A 16,976-nucleotide genomic window follows, 5' to 3' on the forward strand; every position below is an offset into this window, starting at 1 on the left:
TTTTATTATCTGGGTAAAAACGCCAGCAAAAGATATCTACCATAATGCCGTGAAAAATACCTTAATTAAAGATGGCTGGACAATTACGGCTGATCCCTATCCAATTAAATATGCTGAAGTTACAGCAGTTTTCATGTATTTGAACCACATCTGTCGTAGGGGCGCAACGTCTTGCGCCCCTACCGCGTGGTCTATTTACCTGAAAATAGCTGTAAACTGTTTGAGGATATCGCTGGTGAAAAAGCAGCAATCAAGCAACTTAATAAAGCGATCACCTTTTTTTTGTCAGTCTGTAAAATAGAACCTGATATTTACTATCCTTCACTCACTACTGTTCCTCATCCTTTTCTAAATCTCGCCAGAACAGCTTGACAAACTCTTCAGCCGCAGCAGGCTCAATTTCCTGTAGTGCCTTGCGAATTTTCACTACTGTATCACCTGGTGGATCTGCAACCTCATTCACCCACCCAAAAACACTAGAACGATTGACTCCCATAACTACAGCCAATCGATTTTGGGTGATGCCATAAATTTCTAGTACCCGTTTGAGGGCTTTTCCTGCTTTTCCCATACCTCCGATTTTGTCAGAGGCTTATAACCAAGTAAATGTTTGTAATTACGAACAAGATGGTAAACTAGTTATGTTCGTAACTACAAACATAATTTTAGTAACAATTGAGGTCAACTCAAATGAACAAAAACTCTCTACCTTCCATGCAACCACATTCAGACCGAGAACCTGTTAGTTTCCTCGTCATTGGTTCGCGCCAGACTGTCACCAATACCATTCACACACTCTATAGAATGGGTTTTGCACAGATTAGCGAGTGGAGTCCACTTTTACCTGCTTCTGAACCAGGCAAAGTGATGAAAATTTTAACCCGAAGCGTTTTAACAGACTGATAATTGTATCTATAATTGTGTTGCGATCGCCTTTGGGTATGCCTACGGCAGCAAGATAGATCATTAAAGTAAGTAGGGTATTATACTCTACTTACTATTGATATTTATCTCAACAATTGGACAATAACCTAAAATAGGTTATGATGATGAAAGTCTACTATTACTTGCAAGGTAGGTATCGTAATGAAGACTAATAGAGAGAATCTACCCTTAGACCAGATTCTCTTAGAGGATAGCTTACAACTGCTCAGTAATCTGCCAGATGCATGTGTTGACTTAGTTGTATCCTCTCCACCCTATAATCTAGGCAAAGAATACGAATCAAGACAGGCTCTTAAGATTTATTTGGAAGAACAAACAGCCGTGCTGCTTGAATGTAGCCGAATTCTCAAAAATACAGGCTCGCTATTTTGGCAAGTTGGTGCTTTTTCTGACCGAGGAATGCTGATTCCTTTGGATATTCGCTTTTTTCCGATTTTAGAGTCATGCAGATTAATTCCTCGCAACCGAATTATATGGGCTAGGCAGCATGGTCTTCATGCCCAGAAAAAGTTTTCTTGTAGACATGAAACTATTCTTTGGTTTACTAAGTCGGATAATTATAAATTTAATCTAGATGCTATTAGAGTTCCGCAAAAGTATCAAAATAAGAAACATTATCGAGGAAATCGTAAGGGGGAACTTTCATGTAATCCAGAAGGTAAAAATCCTGGTGATATTTGGCTATTTCGGAATGTGAAACATAATCATGAAGAACAAACTATACATCCCTGCCAATTTCCAGAAGACTTGGTAGCTAGAATTATCTTAGCTACAACAAACAAAAGTGATATTGTTTTTGATCCATTTATGGGATCTGGTACTGCGGCAGTGGTTGCTAGAGATCATGAACGCCATTTTATCGGGTCAGAAATTGAACCAAAATATCATCAAGTTGCGCTGCGCCGTCTCAGTGGCAATCCAGATAAAAATGATTCTTTTCCCAATTTAAAAACATTGCGCGATTACGTTGAAAAAACTGGCCAATCTATTGATAAATTCAATTTTGATCTGCAAGTAGGAAATAAAGCTTCAGAACGCAGCAAAGCAAAAATTTATCCAGAAGAGTATCACTTGCAAGAAATGGAAGATAGATTAATCTATGAAGAATCTGCTTTTGCAGCTAATCTAAGAGGTGAAGAAATTCCAGTAGATCCAAAGCTTAATGGCAATGGTCAAAAGACCTCTTTGCAAAATCCAATAGTAAAGCAAGTAGAAGAAGTAGAACAAATTGAACTGAGATTATGGAGTTAATAGATTAATTATTACAATAAGCGAAGCAGACAACGACTACGGGCTGAACGCCCAGCAATGATTTGGCATTCACGACTAACTCTAGTATTCACAGTTCTAGAATATCTTTTAAATAAATACTCAGTCCAGATAATGGGCACTATTGTATTTTGTTGTTCAAATAATCCAACCAGTCTGATTGGTATATCAAAAACTTTGTTTTTAGCCAAAGCTGTTAACTGATTAACAGCTTGCTCGTAATAAAGAGTGCTATTGGAAGCAGGAAACATCAGAGCCTTTGTCACCATAATTACCAAATTAGTCGGGTATCCAACAAATTCGGTTTTAGCTTTGAAGAACAATTCTGAGCGCAAAGTGTTATTGAGTAGGAAGGGATAGTTAGAAAATTGAATTTCAATAATGATGCCAGTTTTGGCAAAATCAACGTCTGTACCTAAAAATCTATAAGGTACTGGAATAGGTATATTTGATTGCCAACCATCATGAATAAAGGCAGCTTTAATATATTCGTTTGTACCTACTGGATCAAATATTGCATTACCCTGAATTCCAGCTTGATCTGAAGCCTTGATGTGCAAAGGCATTCTAGTAAGAATAGTACTAATCTCATGCCATTCGTTCTGGTATTGGGTATTAATGATTGTATCTGCTGCGTTAAAGTCAACATATTGAATAATAATTGTTACGTCTCCTTTTGGGATTTCAGCAGTTCTTTGATAAAAGCCAGCGGATCTATTTCAAGGACTTGGGCAACTTGTAAAAATTCAATCAAGTCAAGCCGACGCTCTCCACGTTCATACTTTGATACATAGGATTGCGGAAGCTCTAGCTTTGCCGACAACTCTGCTTGAGTGAGCTTGGCAGCTTTGCGCGCCTCGATAAGTAGCTGGCGAAACCGATTGTACTCTTCGCTGAAAACTGATTTAGGCACTTTAGCTTGCCTTTTTTCTGGCGATGGTTTATTCGATCTCGATCAGAGTTAGTATATATTGCTGAACTCTGTTAAATTCTAAAACCTAATACGGGATAAACCCAAAATAGGTTTTTTATTGAAGGAAATTTAGGCTGAGAGTCCAAAGATGTTTCTTCTAAAACGGGATGCTCCCTGATAATCAAAGATAAATCTTTACTTTTTTCACAAGTTCCTCAAATTGTTTTGCTGTATATATAAATATGGGGCGAAAACCTTTAAGAAATTTAAAATTCAAAAGTTGCTAAACATAGTTGAGGGTTTGGTCATTTTTGACAATCCAGCATCTGGAAACCCGAAACCGTAAAGACCAATTACTAATGAAATCGGAGGTCTATATGATGTTTAAAAAGATTCTAGTTGCATTAGATCGCTCGGAAATAGGGCAACAAGTTTTTGAGAAGGCGTTGGGTTTAGCAAAGTTAACACAAGCTAGCTTAATGCTACTGCATGTTCTATCTCCCGAAGAAGAGGGTAGTCCTTACGGCCCTATGCTGTCTAATTTGGACTACTATCCGGGATTGAGCAGTCAAAACTTTGAATTATACCAAAAGCAGTGGGATACCTTTAAAGATCAAGGAATCCAGATGCTGCAATCTTTCTCTGCCGAAGCTAGCACAGCAGGTGTAACTACGGAATTTACACAAAATATTGGTAATCCTGGTCGCATCATCTGTGATTTAGCCCATAGTTATGGTGCTGACCTAATTGTCATGGGGCGTCGGGGTCGTTCTGGGCTGATGGAACTATTTCTCGGTAGTGTGAGTAACTATGTTCTTCACCATGCTTCTTGTTCAGTGCATGTTGTGCATCTTTCAGCTACTCCGATAACAGATGAAATTATAAAAAAAACTTCAAGCAACTTTCAGGGTTAACTAACTACTAACATTGCATAAATCTTAGCGAACCAAATTCTGAATTTGGTTTATTCTCGCCTACCTACTTACCTGAATCGATCACCTCTGTAGAGTCAATCTCCACAAACGATCCTTAACTGCACGGTATTAGGCTAAAATTGAGCGTAGGCGTAGCCCGTCCTAGACATCGCTTTTTCAGTGAAAAAGAAAAAGTCCGCTACCCAAAATTAGAGTTGAGAGCGAAAAGTGGATCTATGAAAGAAGATACTATCGAGATCACTGGTTTTCATGCTCATGTTTACTTCGATACTGCGAGTCGCGATGTAGCTGCGCGTGTACGTGAAGGATTGGGCGCTAGGTTTGATGTGCAACTCGGACGCTGGTTTGACAAGCCCATTGGGCCTCACCCAAAAGGAATGTATCAAGTTGCTTTCTTACCGAATCAGTTTGATAAAGTCGTTCCTTGGTTAATGCTCAATCGTGAGGGATTGGATATTCTCGTCCACCCTGACACAGGCGATGCTGTCGCAGACCACGCGGTTCATTCCCTATGGTTAGGAGAAAAGCTAGATTTGAATATTAAGTTTCTTCAACAGCTTAGTTCGACTTTATCCAATTAAGGAAAGTAGCCCAATTTATGGGGTAAAAGTTCTAGTCTGGGGCTTGCCGCACGTATCGCAAGAATGGAATTGAAACAACTGGTTTACTTTAACATTTACTCAACCAGTACTTGCTTGAGTAAAGCTATCCACATATCAGATGGCTCGGAGTAGTAATCAATTTCTTCAACTTGATATTGATAAGATTCATAACCTTGTCGTAAAACAATGCGATCGCGGGGTTTGATGCCTTTGCCGACTCCAGTCATGTACCCGATCATTCCTTCATTGAGGCGCTCAAATACGTAGTCGCTTCCCCAAACTTGTAGGCTATAATCGTGTATTTTATTTTTCTTTTTTAATTCGTTTGCTGGGCTAACTAGGGCTAACTTACTTAAAAAACTAAAACTTAAGTTCATACTTGTCCTGATCAAAGACATAAGTGAGTTTTCCCAAAGAAGAAATCTATAACGAAGAGTTTTGGACTCTAGGTGAATCTCAATTCCTTTCAATCACCAATCCAGAATCGAATAGGTAGACAATCTAGTACAGCGGGCGCAAAAATCCACCTACTATCTCAATTAACAAGACTTGGGGCTTAACAAGGGATTTTGTCCCAAGTCTTGTAGGCAAACTGACGCCACAGTGTACTAGTTAGGAATCAACCGCATTGACAGTTAGTAAAGCCAATGAATCACCCAATGTCTAATTAAGTGTCTGCACCTATAATTAGCAAAACTAAATTACAAGCAGTTCTTTGATAAAGTACTTGTAAAAAAAATTTAAATTATTATTGTTTAATTTTTCCCAAATGATATATTTTGCCCAATCACCCTTTGAGGTCGTTGCTCATGTTGCATATATCAGGTAAAAGTTCACTATTGATAATACTATTGATTAGTTTCTTACCTTGAATTTTGAGCATCATGCTAATCATATTATCCCGTACCATATCAGAGGTGTATAGCAGCTATTGATTGACTAACTACTTAAATTTACAGTACCATCAACCGCAGCTTCAACTGTAAAATCACCGAATTCTTGGCCAATATGGGGTTAGATATAAGTATTTTTTTAACTAGATAATATTCAATTTATAAACCTTTTATATCTTTATAATGTCGGATATGTATATTTATTTAAGATAAATACGATCTAGTCCCTACTTGTGGTTTTTCTGGCTACATCTACCTGCTTCAGTAGTACTTCTAGGGTGGAGGAGTTATCTAAAACGACATCTGCATGAGCTACTTTTTCTTCGATAGATAATTGGCTGTTGATCCTGGCTCGTGCCTGTTCTCTATTTAAATGGTTTCGTTGTATCAATCTTTGTAGTTGTTGCTCTTGGGAACAACGCACTACCCAGATTTCTGTAACCAAATCAGTCATCCCAGCTTCAAATAATAGAGGCACTACTAACACCAGTGTTTGTGAGGAAGATTGGGCAATTGCTTTGAGGAAGCGATCACGCACATCTGGATGAATCAAATTCTCTACCCAGTTGCGTTGATCTTCACGATTAAAGATAATTTCACCCAGCTTTTGGCGGTTGAGGCTGCCATCTGGTAGTAAAATTTGTTCGCCGTAACGTTGAGCGATCGCACCAAGATTAGGCGAACCTAAAGATACTGCATCTCTAGCATAAATATCTGCATCCAAAATCGGCAGGTTATAAATGCTAGCTAAATAATTGGTGACAGTGGTTTTGCCTGTGGCAATACCTCCGGTTAAGCCGATTATACGTTTAGACATTGGTCATTTAATACTAAGAATTTGTCGCCCATGTTATCATTGCTTGGGTTAAACCATCTAAAGTATATTCTTCAGCTTCTATATCCACACGTCCGAATAAAGCATGACAAGTTTTGGAGGTTTGCGGGCCGATAGAGGCAATAGAAACTCCTTCTAATAATTGACTAGCATCAGAGTTGCTGGGAAATATGTTGTTAGTAAGTTGACAGAAAAATTGTACAGTTTTAGAACTGGCAAAGGTAATCACATCTACCTTGCGGTTTTGGAGAACTAACTCTGCCTCAAGTGGAATACCACTAGGACAACAAGATTGATATGCGGCAACTTCTATCACCTTTGCTCCCTTGAGAGTTAATTCCTTAACCAAAACTTCTCTGCCGCCGCTTTCAACTCTGGGAAATAAAACCTTTTTACCATCCAGTTTCTCTGGGAAATTTTCCACTAAAGAATCGGCAATAAAGTTGGGGGGAATAAAATCTGGTTGGAGAGAGTGTTGTTTGAGACTATGGGCTGTTTTCTCGCCAACAACGGCAATTTTGACGCCTGCTAAGGCACGGGTATCTTTACCTTGGGCGATTAGCCTTGCAAAAAAGTAGTCTATGCCATTGGTAGAAGTGAGAATTAACCAGTCGAAGTCAGATAAATGAGCGATCGCATTATCCAAAGCTTCCCAACTGGAGGGTGGTCCGATTTCTAAGGTAGGCATTTCGATCACTGTTGCACCTGATGCAATCAGGCGATCGCTAAATTGGCTTGACTGTCCTACTGAACGTGTCACCAGAATTGTTTTGCCAGTCAGGGGAAGAGGAGATGAGGGGGGGAAGTTACTTAACATAGGTTGGGGTGTGGGAGTACTCTCGTTCCCAGGCAGAAGTTGGGAATGCGTTTCTCCAGGCTCCTGCCTGATAATTTCGTCTAAATATATATTCTCAGGTTGTAAGTACTTGCGTAGCCCAACAACTTCGCCAATAACAATTACTGCCGGGGAAAGGGATAATTCGGTGGTTTGTTCCAGAATATTGCCCAGTTGCGCTGTCCAAATTTGTTGACGAGGAGTTCCTGCCCAACGGATGATGGCAATGGGTGTTAAGTGCGATCGCCCGTGTCGCACTAGTTGATGGACAATCTCTGGCAGATGTTGCCCTCCCATCAAAATTACCAGTGTCTCTAAGCGTGAGAGTGCTTCCCAGTCTAAAACCTCTGGTTCATGAGCTGTAAGCACTGCAAAAGTGCGACTCAACACCGGATCTGTGAGGGGAATTCCTGCTAACAAAGGTGCTGCAAGGGCTGAGGAAATTCCTGGTACGAGTTCAAAATTACAACCAGATGCTTTCAACGCTTCAATTTCAAAAGTGCAACGCCCAAAAATCAACGGATCGCCTGATTTGAGCCGGACAACTTGTTTTCCTTGCTGGCAATGCTTTACCAGTAACTTGTTAATCTGTGCTTGGGTTGTACTGGGTTTACCACCGCGTTTCCCGACATTCAACTTCAAGCAATCAGTTGGTACGCACTGCAATAATTGAGCATCTACTAGGGCATCGTAGACTAAAACCTGAGCAGCAGCTAAGAGATTGTAAGCTTTTACCGTCAGGTATGCCACATCTCCAGGTCCAGCACCTACGAGGTAAACTTTGCCCCTTTCTTGAGTCATAGTCATTTGTCATTTGTTATTTGTGATTGGGCACTTGTACTGAGCGGCGTCGAAGTATTGGGGCAGAAGAGATATGTTTTAGAATACAACTTGGGGTGACGACATAGTTTAATGAATCTTTGATACTCATTAATCAGGCTTAGAACTCCGTTAACAGTAAACCAAAAAGAAACCAAAAAGTTTTTGCTGAACGGCGATGCCTATCAAGAACTTCGCACTGTGCTTGAGTCTCAAACCTTTAAATACTGATTAGACAGTCAAGGAGCGCTAATAGGTTTTTTGTTATCCGATTAAGTTCGCGTTTAATATATTGCAAACTTTACCCGGATTTCTACATCCCGTGAAAAGTTAGAGGTTCGACTTGTGGAACCTCTGCGTCCACAGAAACGTGTGGATACCATATCTCATTTCAATAGTCTTTTCGGATCGCGGTTATTAGGTTCAAAATGTTTTAGTGTTCATGGCTTTTCCTCTCCAAAGAAGGAAAGAATTTGCTCTATCAGATAGTCAGGGCGCTCTTCAGGGATGTAGTGACCAAGCGAGCATTCTTTCACAGCGATCGCTCACGAGCAAGCTAAAATTGATTGGCAGGATTAGCGCAAGTCAATGCTGTTAACGCTGGGTTGAATCAACCAGGTATGAGGAATTAAGACGATGCAGTTGCTGTTTTTAGTATTTGCGTTGCTTGCAGGGACGCTGCTGCCTACTCAAGCTGGAATTAATGCTCAATTAGCCAAACAGCTTGGACATCCACTACTTGCAGCGACAGTATCCTTTTCATTGGGAACAGTGGCATTGTTACTGTTTACTGTCATGTCACATCTCTCATTACCTGCATTGGGACGATTAATTCAGATTCCTTTGTATTTATGGTTAGGAGGACTCCTTGGTGTGATATATCTAACCGCAACAATCGTCTTGGCTCCCTTATTGGGGGCTGCCACTATGATTGGGCTAATCATCCTGGGACAAATGCTGGCGGCAATAACTTTGGATCATTTTGGTTTAGTTGGTTTTCCTGTACACCCACTGAGTCTCTGGCGAGTTGTTGGAGTAATTTTGTTAATCACTGGTGTGGTCTTTGTGCAACGAACTTAAGGTGGTCGTCAACCAGTAATCTTTAAGTAATGCCTAGATCGATAGCTATGGATAATGCCCTTTATTCAATTCGTTCGGGGATTAATTTTTTGGATTAGCTGATTAACTTGCTCAACCATCTCCTTGTTTTCCTCAGCTTGGAATAACTCTCTGGCTTTTTTGAGATTAACGATCGCTTCTTCTAGCTGTTGTTCCCTTCCCAAAGTGATTCCCAAATTATAGTAAGTGTATGCATCATTGGGTACGAGGCTAATGGCTTTTTTGTAATGTGCGATCGCTTCTTCTGATTTCCCTTGATCATCCATCGCATTTGCCAAACCCGTGTGAGCCTGTGCATGTTTGGGATCAAGGCGAATCGCTTCGGTATAGTCGGCGATTGCCTCTGTTAGCTTGCCTTGGGCGTAAAAAGCACTTGCTAAATTATAGTGAGCATCTACATAGTTGGGATCGAAGCTAATGGCTTGTTTATACTGGGCGATCGCTTCTTCTAGTTTGCCTTGAGCGTACAGAGTATTTCCCAAGGCATTATAACCTGCTGGATTTTTTGGATCGAGGCGGATGGTTGCTGTATATTCGGCGACTGCTTCTGCTGGCTTTCCTTGAGCGTAGAGAGCATTTCCTAAGTTATAGTGAGCGTCTGCATAGTTGGGATCAAGACTGAGGGCTTTCTTATATTGGGCGATCGCAGCTTCTAACTGATTCAGTTTTGCTAAAGTCAAACCCAAATTCAAGTAGGCTCCAGAGTCTTTAGGATCGAAGCTGATAACTTTATTGTATTGTGCGATCGCTTGTTGTGGTTTACCTTGATCGTTGAGAGTATTTGCCAAAGCAATATAAGCTTGTGCAAAGTTGGGTTCTAGTTCAATTGCTTTGCGAAAAGCCGCCTCTGCTCCTTTTAAATCTCCTTGTTTGTAGAGATTGGTTCCTTGCTCAAAGTTAGCAACTGCGTTTTTTTTCTGAGGAACTGCTGCTTGATTTGAGCCAGGAATTTTTGATAAAACAACGCCAACATCTTTACCAAAAACAGTATTAGCATTGTTCAAACACAAGCAGATAATAGCTACTCCCAGTAGATTCTTACTTTTCAGCATTTTTGTTACTTTAATTCCTGAGTTGACAAGTAACTGGAATTGAATATAGTTTTCCATTTCTACACACTTCATTCAACTATTTAGATATGGCAAAAACTTTTTTTATTAATTTTTATATTTCTATTAATATTATATAATTTAAAGATTTTTTAAAGGAAAAAATTAAAAAATACTATCCTTCATTATGCTAATTTGAGAAAGTCAGAGATTAGATGATGAATCACTATTTCAAATAACTCCTTATTCTTACCACAAATGAGCAATAAACACAATAAGTTTTATTTATATAAATATTATATAATCTGGAATTATAAATATTGTGTTAATTTTAGAACTAATGTTAAAATCCGCTCGTAAAAGTTTCAGACGATTGATTAATAAACTGTACAGTGACTTTTTATTTGTCGCCATGACAAATTAGTGTCATCAAGGTATGAATCCTGGACTCAAAAAGCGTTCGGACTAGAATCACCATGTGAAACTTACAAGCTGTATCAACACAAATTGTTACAAGTCTAAAGTGGGTCAGTCCTAGTTTGATGACACTAATTTGTCTCAACGCCATTTAATTTGTCACTGTACAATAATATAGTCTTTACGCAATTCTTATTGATAATATAAAATTGTGGCTAATCCACGGAAAGCGTTATCGGTAAATGATTGTAGAGATTTAGGTATGACCTGAATCCTTACAAATAAATTAACCGCAGAGGCGCAATCGGAGATTTTCACGACTCATTTAGGATTGCTATATAAGAAGAGGTGGTTATCCAGCAACAATTACTAATAGTGCTGGTGCTTTTAGCAATGTTTTAAGTGTTACCCAACAATTTGGCAGCTTGCTAATCCCTCTTTGTAAATTAGCAACAACAGGTAGCAAAATCTACGGCTACTCACTATTTTCTCCAGATGTAAATGATAAAGGTAATCCAATTAACCTGCTTGATTGGACAAATGCATCTGTATTTCCTCAAGATACTCCTAACACTGTTGGCGGCATTGATTTAGCAGCGACTAATGTCGGTATTGTGAAGGCTGTTCCAGAACCATCATTTGTCGCTGGCGCACTTCGATTTAGCACCTTTATAGTTGCTGCGAAATTGAAAAACAGAGGTAATAAAAATAGCAACTTATAAAGGCGTAAAAGTAGTCAATTTGAAGTTTAATCAATAGTTTGTTTTCACTCAACTTCAGATTGACTTGACTTAGCACTCATTTTATCTAACAGTTGAGTGATTTTTTTAGCTTTTTCAGGTTGACGTTGTTTTTGTAATAAATCTTTAGCTTCTAGCAGGTTAGTTTTGGCTTCCTCTTCTCGCTCTTGCTGCATGAGAATATTCGCCAGACGCAAGTAAGCATCAGGATTTTTCGGACTGCGGCGAATCACTTCCCGAAATAATTCTGTTGCTTCCTCTACTTGACCTTGCTGGTTTAAAACATCTCCCAAAAACAAGCGCACCACATCATTAGTAGAGTTGAGGGAAATCACTTTGCGAAATGCTGCTTCTGCGCCTTGGTAATCTTTTGCTTGAGCAAGATTGATTCCTTTTTGAAACAAGTCTGAGGTAATCAAAGTTTTCCAAGCGAAATAGCCAAGAATTGATAGACTGAGAACAACTACCAGAGCAGGGATAATAGAACTAGTGGGAAAGGTTTCTAACATTGTCTAAGCCAAAAGGCAGGCGATAGGAAAAATAAGATATTCGATAAAAAAGAGTTTCCAAATAAATTGATAAAATTGAGCGATCGCACTTTTATCTTGTAAGTCTACTGCCAAACTCCGCAACCACATCCAAACTAGCAGCGCTAAATGGGCAATTACCAGAAATATGGGGTTAACTGAGGCAACATGTAGCACACCAACTATAATTATCCCCAAATAGCAGACAGTTATCACCCAAAGAGCCAGATTAAACACAGCTTGCGAACCGAGTTGGATAGTGAAAGTAGAGATATTATAGAGGCGATCGCCTTCCATATCTGGGATATCTTTAAAGATAGCGATCGCAAAAGTAAACACCAAGATAAATAATGTCAGCACCCACACCACAGGGGGAATTCCTTGGCTTTGTTTCAGCACCCAACTATAGTGCAAATACAATCCTAAATTAACAATCGTGCCGCGCACCGAAAAAATACACAGCGCTGCCCAAAATGGAAACTGTTTCAAGCGAATTGGCGGTAAAGAATAAGCAGTACCAATGGCCAAACTAATTGCTACCATGCCCAATAAGAATGGCCCAGTTAGCCACGCCACAACTAGCGCCAAAATCCCAGTCAAAGCGACAATTAATTGCCCCGTCTGTTGAGAAAACTCACCTGATGCCAACGGTAAATGAGGCTTATTAATCTTGTCAATCTCAACATCTTCTAATTGATTCAGCCCCACAATGTAGACATTGCCACACAGACAAGCAATCCACGCACCCAAAACCCGACTCAGTGGAATGCCAGAAAATCCAGTAGAGGAAACAGCAATGGCTATTAAATACAAACCCAACACACTCAGACTTGTACCAATAATCGTGTGAGGGCGAGAGAATTTCCAGAAAGCGTATAACCAATGGAAATAGGATTGAACGGGTTTGCCTGGCAAAGGGCTGTTTTGATAACTCTGGCTCATGAGTAGCTTAGATTCAGTATTCCGGCTTATTGTTAACCATTGTCACAGAATTTGGTCATTAACAAGAGCCAAAGGTCTAGACACACTGTATTTTCATCGGGGAGGGATGGTTACCGCCGTTGGCGCAGCCGACCCTACAAGAGAATCAATCTAGCTCATGAAGACACTCAATCCCGAAAAAATCTCACAATCAACCATCAAAAGACCTCTTCCCTGCTCCCTATAACGCTACAATCTATCAGAAAAGCAAAGAAATACTTAAATCCAGAGCGCCTTCATGACCGCTGATTTAACATCTACAGCGATATTTAACTTTGTGACCGTGCTATCCGAGGCTGCGGCTGCGTATCGAGAACACAAAGGCACACGTCCTAATCCTGAAATATTAGTAAATGCGTTGCTACAAGCAGAAAAATCTGCCAAGCAGCAACGGTTAACTTATCCGTTTGAGTCTCTTTTAGGTAAATGGCAACTTTGCTTTGTCACTGGCACTAATAAAGTTAGAGAGCGCGGGGGAATTGTATTAGGCAAGGGTTTGTATGTACCCAAGTTTATAACAATCCATGTTTCCTTTAATGCCACTTTGGAACAGGATTCAGGCAGAGGCGAAATTGTTAATCAGGTTGAATATGGCCCACTTTTGTTGAAGCTCACGGGGCCAGTGCAATATTTCAGTAAGAAAAATTTATTGGCGTTTGACTTTAACCACATGCTTATCAGTCTGTTTGGTCGTGTCGTTTACAACAGACCAATCCGTTTTGGTAAAATTAAAACAGAAGATTTCTACAACCTGCCCATAGCTAAACTACCCTTCTTCGGCTTCTTTTTACAGACGGAAGATTTCATTGCAGCTCGCGGTCGTGCAGGAGGATTGGCATTTTGGATTCGAGAAAGTTAAATACAGTGGAGAGAAAACCCCTACCATCTAAAGGGCTTTCTCTCCACTTCTGATTTTTCTTTTTTTGTGCCAACCATCAAATTGGACGACAACCAGATAAAATACTGTGCATATTTACTACTTGTCCAATTACTGCGATCGCAGGCGCACCAAATCCAGTTTGCTCTACCTGTTTGACAATTGTCTCTAAAGTCCCAATCAATTCTTCTTGTTCTGGCCGTGTACCCCAGCGCACCAAAGCAATGGGCGTTTCTAAATTCAACCCAGCCGCACTTAATTGTTCCACAATATAAGGCAGATTGTGAATTCCCATATAAATTACAATCGTTTCGGAACCATGGGCGATCGCACTCCAATTCACTATCGGTCTATATTTACCTGCCGCCTCGTGACCAGTAACAAATGTCACTGATGAACTATATAGACGATGAGTCAAAGGGATACCTGCATAGGTGGCGGCTGCAATTCCCGATGTAATCCCTGGCACAACTTCCGTTGATATTCCAGCTTTGACTAATTCTTCCATCTCTTCGCCACCGCGACCAAAAATAAACGGATCGCCACCCTTTAGCCGCACCACAATTGCATTATCCTGCGCTTTATCAATTAGCAATTGGGTTGTTTCTGACTGCAACAACGAATGTCTCCCCGCACGCTTACCAGCATTAATTTGCTCTGCTTGGGGATTAATCATTGCCAGAATTGCCGGACTCACCAAGGCATCATAGATAACTACATCTGCACATTCTAATAAACCTTTCGCCTTCAGGGTAATTAATCCTGGATCTCCTGGCCCCGCACCTACTAAATAAACCTTTCCCAAATACTTACTTTTCTCTGTCATTGTGCGGTTCATCTATCTATTAAATCCCAAATTAGCTCGGCTAATTCTGCACTTGCTCCTAGTGGCTCTGCCAATTGGAAATTCACCGCAGAAAATTGTAATTTTAGCTCCTCTATTGAGGCGGCGATCGCATCAGTTATTCCACCAGCAAATAAAAAGTATGGCAAAATTGCAATTTCCCGATAACCAGCAGCTACCAACTCTTTGACTCGTGATTCTAAACTAGGAGGTACAGACCAATAAGCAACCACTGCTGCCAAACTTCCTGCTATTGCTTGGACTGGTTTTTCAGAATCGGGGCGACGGCTACCATGAGTTAACAAAATCCATGCTTGTGCTTTTATAGTAGCGATTTGCTTTGCCAGTAATTTTTCTAAATCTGGGTGAGAGCCTAAATATGGTTGCAACTCAATGATCATATCTTGACCAAGAGCCTGTTGTGCTAGTGCTACTTCGGCTGGAATATCTGTCATCACATGCACTCCCGGCAGCAGAAATAGCGGTACAATTTTCAGGCGATTCTCGTTTTCAGATAGTTTGCGTAGGCGTAGCCCGTCGTAGACATCGCAAAAAGCACTCTTGGCAAATTGTTGAATCTGCTCGGATAAAGGCTGAGAACTCATTTCCAAAGCAGCTATACCAACCAGATGTTCGCTATTTGATGGGTTGTGGTTTTTTGGCAATTTGTTGCATACCAGCTTTGCTAGTTGCTGCATAGCAATTTCTGGGCGCGGATCGCGACTTCCGTGAGATACTAGCAGATAGGCAGATGACATCGGCAAAGCTTAAACTCTCAGTTACTAATTCTCATATTTTACTTAATATTAAGCTGGTGGTAATAAGGACTCTGGTGATTATTGAAACTATTCTCAATTACTAAATATAAGTATTATTAATCACTTTTATATTCTCCCACTCCTGCTTGTCTTATTCTTCTTTGGCAGTGTAAGTATAAAATTGATCAAAGGCTCCCACCGTTTCAAATTTGTAAGAAGGCATCCAAGAATTTATTTTTAAATCTGTACGATAAATGCTAAAAATCATGTAATCTTGTCTTTCTGTAGTCCTGGCAACAATTTCTTGGATTTGCGGGTTAGCCGAGTCAACCAACTTATCACAATTAAAACGGATTAAATTTTCGATAATATTCGTAGTTTTTTTGCATACATCGGTTTTTAAGTATTTTGTCAACCGTTGCACTGCATATTCTTCATATTCAAGCTGACTGGGATTGGTCTTCGCCATTGTCACACCTAAGGCGGCGAGTCCTGCTGCTGCTCCAGTATATGCAATGATGGTTAGGGGTTTCATATTTGCCAAGTGAAATTCCTTGTAATCGTTAGATTTCAGAGACTCTAAATCAACTGAGTCCGTTCCTGGAACAAAAACTCTTGATCGCTTGCCAAATAATTGCTATAATTCAAATTGTTGAATGGCGAGCGTAGCCAAGTGGTTAAGGCAGTGGTTTGTGGTACCACCATTCGTGGGTTCAATTCCCATCGTTCGCCCTAAATAATTTCATAGTTATCCATATATTCTTATAGAAGATGGGTTGTGGTTCTGAATATTCATAACCATTACTTTAGCAAGGATCTGCCATCTCCAAGTTCATGGACTTGGAAAGACCGCAAATCCACTATAATTCATCAGATTAGCTTATAAATAATTTTGTGTATATAAGCAAATCTACTTGCCCAAGAAAAATTAGTGGGCGATGTCCATTTTTCTACAAGATGCTATGTGTAGGTTGCTTGTTTGCGCTGTGAAAGCCTTTGTTTTAATCATAATTTAATTGTCATATTTTTGACTGAGCGTTAATAAATCAAGATAGTGTTTTCTCATGAATCACTTAGGATTGCGATGGCAATGGTTGAAAAAAATAACTGGAAAAAAACACGTAAATATTTTGAAGAAACAGGTGTCAAATTCGTGCGAGTTCTTTGGTGCGATAATGCTAACATTATCCGTGGCAAAGCCGTACATGTAGGGATGCTAGCTCACTACTTTGAGCATGGGATGGGTATTTCCCTAGGGCAGCAGGGAATTCCTGTGATGTATGATGCGGTTGTGCCAGAAACTGATTTAGGGCCAGTAGGTGAAATTCGCTTAGTACCAGATTGGTCTAGCCTCAAGCCTAGCCGTGAGAGTCCCCAGTGACCCTGGTTTGGGCTGTCCCAGCCACTTAGAATTGAAAACTGTGGATGCCTCAGCTAATCCTTACTTAGCAATAGAAGCAGTGATTGCTGCCGGACTTGATGGTGTGCAGCGTGGTCTAACACCTGGAAACCCGGTGAATCAAGACCCTGGATATTTATCAATTGAAGAACGTTTTAAGCGTATCCGGGATGCGGGAAGTAATCAGGCATCTGTTAGAATTAACTCCCACGACTAAAT

General features: G+C 40.2%; 21 protein-coding genes, 1 tRNA gene and 1 pseudogene. 11 read left to right on the forward strand and 12 right to left on the reverse strand.

Annotated features, from left to right (window positions below; genetic code table 11):
* Positions 1-7: 7 nt before the first annotated feature.
* Positions 8-118, forward strand: a pseudogene (locus V7K49_RS08310) (element excision factor XisH family protein); the annotation flags it as partial.
* Between the two features lie 210 nt (positions 119-328).
* Here V7K49_RS08310 and V7K49_RS08315 read toward each other — a convergent pair.
* A complete protein-coding gene (locus tag V7K49_RS08315) occupies positions 329-571 on the reverse strand; it encodes a helix-turn-helix domain-containing protein (protein WP_335205182.1) in 243 nt (80 codons plus the stop codon).
* A 119-nt stretch (positions 572-690) separates the two neighbouring features.
* On the opposite strand from V7K49_RS08315, the gene V7K49_RS08320 reads away from it, so the two are divergent.
* Positions 691-903, forward strand: a complete 213-nt coding sequence (locus V7K49_RS08320; protein WP_335205183.1) for a hypothetical protein — start codon at positions 691-693, stop codon at positions 901-903.
* Between the two features lie 183 nt (positions 904-1,086).
* Entirely contained in the window at positions 1,087-2,196 is a 1,110-nt protein-coding gene (locus tag V7K49_RS08325; RefSeq protein ID WP_335205184.1) for a DNA-methyltransferase, read from the forward strand.
* A gap of 11 nt (positions 2,197-2,207) precedes the next feature.
* On the opposite strand, the gene V7K49_RS08330 is transcribed toward V7K49_RS08325, so the two are convergent.
* On the reverse strand, positions 2,208-2,897 hold the full coding sequence (locus V7K49_RS08330; RefSeq protein ID WP_335205207.1) for a BglII/BstYI family type II restriction endonuclease: 690 nt from the start codon (positions 2,895-2,897) through the stop codon (positions 2,208-2,210).
* The gene (locus V7K49_RS08335) at positions 2,879-3,127 is read right to left on the reverse strand and encodes a helix-turn-helix domain-containing protein (RefSeq protein ID WP_335205185.1); all 249 of its coding nucleotides are present in this window, start codon (positions 3,125-3,127) and stop codon (positions 2,879-2,881) included. Before V7K49_RS08335 ends, V7K49_RS08330 begins: the two co-directional genes overlap by 19 nt.
* A 380-nt stretch (positions 3,128-3,507) precedes the next feature.
* Here V7K49_RS08335 and V7K49_RS08340 point away from each other — a divergent pair, with 380 nt between their 5' ends.
* Both V7K49_RS08340 and V7K49_RS08345 read left to right on the forward strand, forming a co-directional pair.
* Positions 3,508-4,041 carry a universal stress protein gene (locus V7K49_RS08340; RefSeq protein WP_334868765.1) on the forward strand — a complete coding sequence of 178 codons (534 nt, stop codon included), beginning with the start codon at positions 3,508-3,510 and terminating at the stop codon, positions 4,039-4,041.
* A 236-nt stretch (positions 4,042-4,277) separates the two neighbouring features.
* Positions 4,278-4,643, forward strand: coding sequence for a DOPA 4,5-dioxygenase family protein (locus V7K49_RS08345; protein WP_298920109.1), 366 nt, complete (start codon positions 4,278-4,280; stop codon positions 4,641-4,643).
* A 95-nt stretch (positions 4,644-4,738) separates the two neighbouring features.
* On the opposite strand, the gene V7K49_RS08350 is transcribed toward V7K49_RS08345, so the two are convergent.
* The 3 genes from V7K49_RS08350 to cobA (V7K49_RS08360) form a co-directional block, all read right to left on the reverse strand.
* Entirely contained in the window at positions 4,739-5,041 is a 303-nt protein-coding gene (locus tag V7K49_RS08350) for a hypothetical protein (protein ID WP_335205186.1), read from the reverse strand.
* A 736-nt stretch (positions 5,042-5,777) separates the two neighbouring features.
* Positions 5,778-6,374, reverse strand: a complete 597-nt coding sequence (coaE, locus tag V7K49_RS08355) for a dephospho-CoA kinase (RefSeq protein ID WP_335205187.1) — start codon at positions 6,372-6,374, stop codon at positions 5,778-5,780.
* Positions 6,375-6,387: 13 nt separating this feature from the next.
* On the reverse strand, positions 6,388-8,028 hold the full coding sequence (cobA, locus tag V7K49_RS08360; protein WP_335205208.1) for a uroporphyrinogen-III C-methyltransferase: 1,641 nt from the start codon (positions 8,026-8,028) through the stop codon (positions 6,388-6,390).
* Positions 8,029-8,682: 654 nt separating this feature from the next.
* On the opposite strand from cobA (V7K49_RS08360), the gene V7K49_RS08365 reads away from it, so the two are divergent.
* On the forward strand, positions 8,683-9,126 hold the full coding sequence (locus V7K49_RS08365; RefSeq protein ID WP_334868744.1) for a DMT family transporter: 444 nt from the start codon (positions 8,683-8,685) through the stop codon (positions 9,124-9,126).
* Positions 9,127-9,191: 65 nt separating this feature from the next.
* Here the strand turns inward: V7K49_RS08365 and V7K49_RS08370 are convergent, their stop codons facing one another.
* Positions 9,192-10,217 carry a tetratricopeptide repeat protein gene (locus V7K49_RS08370; protein ID WP_334868742.1) on the reverse strand — a complete coding sequence of 342 codons (1,026 nt, stop codon included), beginning with the start codon at positions 10,215-10,217 and terminating at the stop codon, positions 9,192-9,194.
* Between the two features lie 839 nt (positions 10,218-11,056).
* On the opposite strand from V7K49_RS08370, the gene V7K49_RS08375 reads away from it, so the two are divergent.
* Positions 11,057-11,353, forward strand: coding sequence for a hypothetical protein (locus tag V7K49_RS08375; RefSeq protein ID WP_334868740.1), 297 nt, complete (start codon positions 11,057-11,059; stop codon positions 11,351-11,353).
* Positions 11,354-11,397: 44 nt separating this feature from the next.
* Here V7K49_RS08375 and V7K49_RS08380 read toward each other — a convergent pair whose 3' ends face one another.
* A complete protein-coding gene (locus V7K49_RS08380) occupies positions 11,398-11,880 on the reverse strand; it encodes a tetratricopeptide repeat protein (RefSeq protein WP_334868738.1) in 483 nt (160 codons plus the stop codon).
* Positions 11,881-11,883: 3 nt separating this feature from the next.
* A complete protein-coding gene (locus V7K49_RS08385) occupies positions 11,884-12,840 on the reverse strand; it encodes a homogentisate phytyltransferase (protein ID WP_334868736.1) in 957 nt (318 codons plus the stop codon).
* A 277-nt stretch (positions 12,841-13,117) separates the two neighbouring features.
* Here V7K49_RS08385 and V7K49_RS08390 point away from each other — a divergent pair, with 277 nt between their 5' ends.
* Positions 13,118-13,738, forward strand: a complete 621-nt coding sequence (locus V7K49_RS08390) for a hypothetical protein (RefSeq protein ID WP_334868734.1) — start codon at positions 13,118-13,120, stop codon at positions 13,736-13,738.
* A 76-nt stretch (positions 13,739-13,814) separates the two neighbouring features.
* Here V7K49_RS08390 and cobA (V7K49_RS08395) read toward each other — a convergent pair whose 3' ends face one another.
* From cobA (V7K49_RS08395) to V7K49_RS08405, 3 genes are all read right to left on the reverse strand, one after another.
* Positions 13,815-14,594, reverse strand: a complete 780-nt coding sequence (gene cobA / locus V7K49_RS08395; protein WP_335205188.1) for a uroporphyrinogen-III C-methyltransferase — start codon at positions 14,592-14,594, stop codon at positions 13,815-13,817.
* Positions 14,591-15,358, reverse strand: coding sequence for a sirohydrochlorin chelatase (locus tag V7K49_RS08400; protein ID WP_334868730.1), 768 nt, complete (start codon positions 15,356-15,358; stop codon positions 14,591-14,593). Before V7K49_RS08400 ends, cobA (V7K49_RS08395) begins: the two co-directional genes overlap by 4 nt.
* A gap of 151 nt (positions 15,359-15,509) precedes the next feature.
* The gene (locus V7K49_RS08405; RefSeq protein ID WP_335205209.1) at positions 15,510-15,893 is read right to left on the reverse strand and encodes a DUF4359 domain-containing protein; all 384 of its coding nucleotides are present in this window, start codon (positions 15,891-15,893) and stop codon (positions 15,510-15,512) included.
* Between the two features lie 124 nt (positions 15,894-16,017).
* Here V7K49_RS08405 and V7K49_RS08410 point away from each other — a divergent pair.
* From V7K49_RS08410 to V7K49_RS08420, 3 genes are all read left to right on the forward strand, one after another.
* Positions 16,018-16,090, forward strand: a tRNA-His gene (locus tag V7K49_RS08410).
* 358 nt (positions 16,091-16,448) lie between these two features.
* On the forward strand, positions 16,449-16,739 hold the full coding sequence (locus V7K49_RS08415) for a hypothetical protein (protein ID WP_335205189.1): 291 nt from the start codon (positions 16,449-16,451) through the stop codon (positions 16,737-16,739).
* Positions 16,723-16,974 (forward strand): hypothetical protein, encoded by a 252-nt coding sequence (locus V7K49_RS08420; protein WP_335205190.1) that lies wholly within the window; start codon positions 16,723-16,725, stop codon positions 16,972-16,974. Before V7K49_RS08415 ends, V7K49_RS08420 begins: the two co-directional genes overlap by 17 nt.
* Positions 16,975-16,976: the final 2 nt, after the last annotated feature.

Origin of the sequence: Nostoc sp., from assembly GCF_036919675.1 — a bacterium.
Classification (GTDB): Bacteria; Cyanobacteriota; Cyanobacteriia; order Cyanobacteriales; family Nostocaceae; genus Nostoc.